This is a genomic window from Variovorax sp. P1_H12_2 (assembly GCF_056405335.1).
Genome location: NZ_JBFUCI010000448.1, coordinates 1 through 5,029 on the forward strand (window position 1 = coordinate 1; position 5,029 = coordinate 5,029).

The 5,029-nt window shown below is 69.0% G+C and carries 7 protein-coding genes and 1 pseudogene; 5 read left to right on the forward strand and 3 right to left on the reverse strand.

The genetic code is table 11. From position 1 onward, the window contains the following. From AC1D2K_RS29665 to AC1D2K_RS29680, 4 genes and pseudogenes are all read left to right on the forward strand, one after another. Window positions 1-439: pseudogene (locus AC1D2K_RS29665) on the forward strand (hypothetical protein); the annotation flags it as partial. Window positions 440-533: 94 nt separating this feature from the next. After that, window positions 534-905 (forward strand): hypothetical protein, encoded by a 372-nt coding sequence (locus AC1D2K_RS29670; RefSeq protein WP_478093389.1) that lies wholly within the window; start codon window positions 534-536, stop codon window positions 903-905. Window positions 906-917: 12 nt separating this feature from the next. Further along, on the forward strand, window positions 918-1,598 hold the full coding sequence (locus AC1D2K_RS29675) for a C39 family peptidase (protein ID WP_478093390.1): 681 nt from the start codon (window positions 918-920) through the stop codon (window positions 1,596-1,598). Beyond that, window positions 1,598-2,128 (forward strand): hypothetical protein, encoded by a 531-nt coding sequence (locus tag AC1D2K_RS29680; protein ID WP_478093392.1) that lies wholly within the window; start codon window positions 1,598-1,600, stop codon window positions 2,126-2,128. Before AC1D2K_RS29675 ends, AC1D2K_RS29680 begins: the two co-directional genes overlap by 1 nt. A 12-nt stretch (window positions 2,129-2,140) precedes the next feature. On the opposite strand, the gene AC1D2K_RS29685 is transcribed toward AC1D2K_RS29680, so the two are convergent. Next, window positions 2,141-2,872 carry an HAD family hydrolase gene (locus tag AC1D2K_RS29685; RefSeq protein WP_478093394.1) on the reverse strand — a complete coding sequence of 244 codons (732 nt, stop codon included), beginning with the start codon at window positions 2,870-2,872 and terminating at the stop codon, window positions 2,141-2,143. 15 nt (window positions 2,873-2,887) lie between these two features. Between AC1D2K_RS29685 and hemH the strand changes: the two genes are divergently transcribed. Beyond that, entirely contained in the window at window positions 2,888-3,925 is a 1,038-nt protein-coding gene (hemH, locus tag AC1D2K_RS29690; protein WP_478093395.1) for a ferrochelatase, read from the forward strand. 79 nt (window positions 3,926-4,004) lie between these two features. On the opposite strand, the gene AC1D2K_RS29695 is transcribed toward hemH, so the two are convergent. Together AC1D2K_RS29695 and AC1D2K_RS29700 are read right to left on the reverse strand one after the other, a co-directional pair. Continuing rightward, window positions 4,005-4,562, reverse strand: coding sequence for a thioredoxin family protein (locus AC1D2K_RS29695; RefSeq protein ID WP_478093396.1), 558 nt, complete (start codon window positions 4,560-4,562; stop codon window positions 4,005-4,007). Window positions 4,563-4,564: 2 nt separating this feature from the next. Then, the coding region (locus tag AC1D2K_RS29700; RefSeq protein ID WP_478093398.1) for a cytochrome c biogenesis protein CcdA at window positions 4,565-5,029 on the reverse strand (465 nt) is incomplete at its 5' end.

A 5,029-nucleotide genomic window follows, 5' to 3' on the forward strand; every position in this document is an offset into this window, starting at 1 on the left:
TGCCGGTGGAGCGGGCGGTGCGGGCGGCGGCGGTGGTGCGGCCACCAGCACCGCGACCGGCACCCAGACCGGCGGCGCGGGCACGGGCGGTGCCGGTGGCTCGAGCACTGTCGGCAGCGCCACCAACGGCAGCGCCAGCAACGGCAGCAACTCCGCAGGCGCCGGCGGCGCGGGCGGTAGCGGCACGGGCGGCTCAGGCGGTGCGGGCAACGGCGGAACCAATACCGGCAACGGCGGAACCGGCGGCACCGGCAACGGTGGCACGGGCGGCGCAGGCGGCACGGCAACGGTCAACGCCGGCACGTTCAACATGTCCAACACCAKGACCAGCGTCGGCCAGACGGCGGCGGGGATCATGGTCGCGAACCAGAACAGCGGCATCGCCTCGATGGTTCAGCAAAGCGTGAACGTGCAGGCCAACCTGTCCGTGGGACGCTGATCGAAGCATGAGACCGATCGTCACCGTGCGGCCCGGGTCACCGGGCGTATGGCGGCGATCGGCTCGCTATCACCGCTGGCCAAAGGGAGACGCCATGACATTCATCACCCGCTTCGGGCCCATTTGCATGGCCCTCGGGATCCTGCTGCCGGCGACGGGGGCGGCGCAGACTTCGCAGTCGACGCGCGACGCACCCGGCACCGTCGCCCGAGGCGTGGCCTTCGTCGCCCAGCCGGCCGACGCGGACACGCTGGCCAACACCCGCGGCGGCGCCGAAGTCGTGAACAACGACATGACCCTGCACGGCGTCACCGCTGGCAACTCGGCGCGCAACGTCACGACGGGCGACAACACCATCAGTGCCGGTTCGTTCTCCAACATGAGCGGGCTGCCGACCGTGATCCAGAACTCCGGCGCGAATGTGCTGATACAGAACGCGACAATCCTCAATCTGCAGATGAACTGAGGGGCAGCCACCATGCGCCGCCTGTTGCTCTGCATCGCGTTGTTGGCGACGGCCGACCTGGCCGCCGCCGACGGCGCCTACATGCCGTCGATCGCCATGGGCGACGTCGTGCTTCCATTGACCAGCCTGAAGCAGGCGCGCACGGGACGCACGCTGATTCAGAAGTACGACTTCAGCTGCGGTTCGGCGGCCCTGGCCACGCTGCTCACCCACCACTACGGTTTTCCGGTGACCGAGGAGACGGTGTTCCAGCAGATGTACGAGCATGGCGACCAGAAGAAGATCCACACCGAAGGCTTCTCGCTGCTCGACATGAAACGCTTCCTGGCGGCGCAGGGCTTCGAGGCCGATGGCTTCGAGCAGCCGCTGGACAAGCTCAACGAGGCCCGCATTCCGGCCATCGTGCTGATCAACACCGACGGCTATCACCACTTCGTCGTCATCAAGGGCGTGCAGCAGGACCGGGTGCTGTTGGGCGACCCCGCCCTGGGGACGCGCGCGATGCCGCGCAAGACCTTCGAGCAGATGTGGCAGAACGGCCTGCTGTTCGTGATCCACAACCGCATGGAATCGGCCCGCTTCAACCTCGCGGCGGACTGGCGCGCGGCGCCGAGGGCACCGGTGAGCACCGGCATTGCACGCGACGGCATGACCGACATCACGATGCCCAAGTTCGGCCCGGGAGACTTCTGATGCGCCCCCGCCGCGCCCCGGTGCTTCGATCGGCCCTGATCCTGTCGGTGCTCGCGGGCGCCTTGAGCGCATCCGCCTGGGCCGGACCGCTCGATCCCATCGAGCGGCACGCCGAGACCTGGATGGCGGTCGGCGACAGCAGGCTGGACAATCTGCGCGGCGGCTTCGATCCCGGCAACGGCCTGCTGGTGACCTTCGGCATTTCGCGCGCGGTCTACATCAATGGCAGCCTGGTGACGCAGACGACGTTGAACTTCGGGCAGCTGAACACGCTGAACGCCGCGCAGGCCGCACAGCTCGGCAAGCAGATGGCCGCCCTGAACCTGGTCCAGAACGGCCCGGGCAACCTCTTCGAGCCGCAGCAGGCCGGCACCTCGGGCACCGTGATCCAGAACACCCTGAACAACCAGCACATCGTGAACCAGACCGTGATCGACGCCAGCAGCAATGGGCTCGGGATGGTCAAGAACTTCAACCTCCAGTCCACGGTGAACGAAGGCGTGGCACGCGCGATCGGCGGGCCCCGGTAGAGAACGCCCGGATCAGTTTCGCGTGGTGTTCAGCGCCACGCACAGGGCGTGCAGGTTCGGCACGATCAGCTGCGGCCGGGCACCGTGCTCCCAGGGCCGCTCCTCGCGTACCAGCCAGGCCGCCTGCATGCCCGCATCGAGCGCGCCCACCACATCGAGCGCGGCATCGTCGCCGACATGCAGCATGTCCCTGGGCAGCAGCCCGACCGACGCCGCGGCGGCGTGGAAGATCGGCGCATGCGGTTTGCCGCTGCCGAAGGCCTGCGCATTGAAGGCGGTACGAAACCAGCGTCCGACGCCGGTGCGATGGATGTCGGCATTGCCGTTGGAGACCGCCACCAGCGGATAGCGTTCGCTGAGCCACTTGAGCGCCGGCAGCGCGTCGTCATAGAGCGTCACGCGCTGTCGCTCGGCAAAGAAGACGTCGAAGGCCGGCTCGGCCAGCGCCGGGTCCTCGCCGGCGCGCCGCAGCGCCCCGCGGATCGACTCGCGGCGCAGCGCGCTCAGGTCGTGCGCGAGATCCGAACGCTCCTTGGCCGTGGCCTCCCGCAGCTCGCGCAGCATGCCGGGGGTCAGCAGCAGGTCGGCCGTCTTCGGCGCTTCGCGCAGCAGCCATTCGTGCAGCACGCGTTCGGCGCGTTCGATGGTCGGCCAGATCGGCCACAGGGTGTCGTCCAGATCGAGCGAAATCGCGGCGACGCGCTTGACGTCGAGGGTCAGGGAATCGGGGGTCGCGTGGGCCATGACAGAGAATATCGCATGCCCTTCAGAGACGAACCGCCCGCCCCAGACATCGCCGAGGAACGCACCGCGGTGCTCTGGTGCAACCTCGGCTCGCCCGACGAACCGACGGCGAAGGCGGTACGCCCCTATCTCGCCGACTTCCTCGGCGATCCGCGCGTGGTCGAGATTCCGCGCCTGCTGTGGGCGCTGATCCTGCACGGCATCATCCTGCGCACGCGTCCGGCCAAGTCAGCCGCCAAGTACGCCAGCATCTGGACGCCCGAAGGCTCCCCGCTCAAAGTCTGGACCCGCAAGCAGGCCCTGCTGCTGGCCGGCTGGCTCGGCGAGCGCGGCCATCGGTTGCAGACGCGCGATGCCATGCGCTACGGCAAGCCCTCGATCGCCGCCCGGCTCGATGAATTCAAGGCCGAGGGCGTGACGCGCGTGCTKCTGCTGCAGGCCTACCCCCAGTACTCGGCCACCACCACCGCGAGCGTGATCGACGCGGTCAATGCCTGGAGCGCGCGCGTGCGCCGGCTGCCGGAGTTCCGCTTCGTCAACGACTACCACGACGACCCGCTCTACATCGACGCACTGGCGCAGAGCGTGCAGCGCCACTGGCAGCAGAACGGCCGCGGCGACCAGCTGGTGATGAGCTTCCACGGCATCCCGGAGCGCAACATCCGGCTCGGCGACCCCTACCAGGCGCAGTGCCTGGCCACCGCGCGCCTGCTGGCCGAGCGGCTCGCGCTCGCGCCGTCGCACTACCGCGTGACCTTCCAGTCGCGCTTCGGCCGCGCCAAATGGCTCGATCCCTATACCGAGCCGACGCTGCGCGAACTCGGCGCGGCGGGYGTCGCGCGCGTCGACGTGATGTGCCCGGGCTTTCCGGCCGACTGCCTGGAGACGCTCGAGGAAATCGCGATGGAGGGCCGCGACGCCTTCCTGCATGCGGGCGGCAAGGAATTCCGCTACATCGCCTGCCTCAACGACAGCCCGGCGTGGATCACGGCGCTGGCCGACATCGCCGAACGCCATCTGGCGGGGTGGCCGACCCGAGCGCCGACGGCATGAAGACAGCGCGGCACGCAGCCACGCGAACGGTTGGAAGCCTGACGAACGCATGCGCCGCATCGGCGGCCGGCCCGCAAGCTCAAGCTTGCGGCTTCTGCGCCAGCACGGCCTGGATCGCGGCCTCCATCTCGGCGTATTCGCCCTCGCCGAAGTGTTTCCGCATCACGCGGCCCGACCTGCCGACCAGGTAGAACGCGGGCCAGTACTGGTTGCCGTAGGCCTTCCAGGTCAGATAGCGGTTGTCCTGGGCCACCGGATAGCGGATGTTGAAGCGCTGCAACGCGGCTTCCACGTTCGAGGCCGATTTCTCGAACGCGAACTCGGGCGTGTGCACGCCCACCACGACCAGCCCCTGGTCCCTGTACATCTCGTGCCAGCGCACCACGTGCGGCAAGGTGTTGATGCAGTTGATGCACGAGTAGGTCCAGAAGTCGACCAGCACCGCCTTGCCGGCCAGTCCCTGGATGCTCAGGGGTGCCGAGTTGAGCCACTTCTCGATGCCGGCGAACTCGGGCGCGGCGCCCTCGTCGCGCAGCAGTTGCGAAGGCGCGGCCCGTACCGGCCAGGGCGCGGTGGCGATGCCGATCGCAGCGCCCAGCGCGGTCGTGGAGAACTGTCGCCTGGAGATCGTGGTCATGGTCAGAGTCCTTGCGAGAGTGAAGGCAGAAAGCCCGACAGCCGCGCCGTGAGCAGCACGTCGACCTGGAAGAACATCGCGACGGCAACCCCCACGACGAGCGCGCCGAACACCCGCTGCACTGGCGCGAGATGCGAGGCGACCCAGCGGATTCGCCTGCCGGCCCACTGGCCGCCGTAGGCGATGCCGACCATCGGCAGGCCCGCGCCCAGCGCATAGCAGCACAGCAGCAACATCGCGCGTCGCGGGTCGGGCGCCGTGGCCAGCAGGGTCAGCGCCGCGCCGAGCACGGGGCCGGCGCAGGGCGTCCACACCGCACCCAGACTGAGGCCGAGCACCAAGCCGCCGAGGCGGCCGCCCAGAGGCCGCCCGCTGCGCACCGCGCCGAGACGCTGCAAGGACCCGCCGGTGCGCTGCCACAGCGCATCAAAGGGCCTGCGCCACAGCATGGCCAGGCCGAACAGCAG

Coding starts and splice junctions, on each gene's coding strand:
- AC1D2K_RS29670 (WP_478093389.1), top strand. CDS start 534: ATGACATTCATCACCCGCTTCGGGCCCATTTGCATGGCCCTCGGGATC.
- AC1D2K_RS29675 (WP_478093390.1), top strand. CDS start 918: ATGCGCCGCCTGTTGCTCTGCATCGCGTTGTTGGCGACGGCCGACCTG.
- AC1D2K_RS29680 (WP_478093392.1), top strand. CDS start 1,598: ATGCGCCCCCGCCGCGCCCCGGTGCTTCGATCGGCCCTGATCCTGTCG.
- AC1D2K_RS29685 (WP_478093394.1), bottom strand. CDS start 2,872: ATGGCCCACGCGACCCCCGATTCCCTGACCCTCGACGTCAAGCGCGTC.
- AC1D2K_RS29695 (WP_478093396.1), bottom strand. CDS start 4,562: ATGACCACGATCTCCAGGCGACAGTTCTCCACGACCGCGCTGGGCGCT.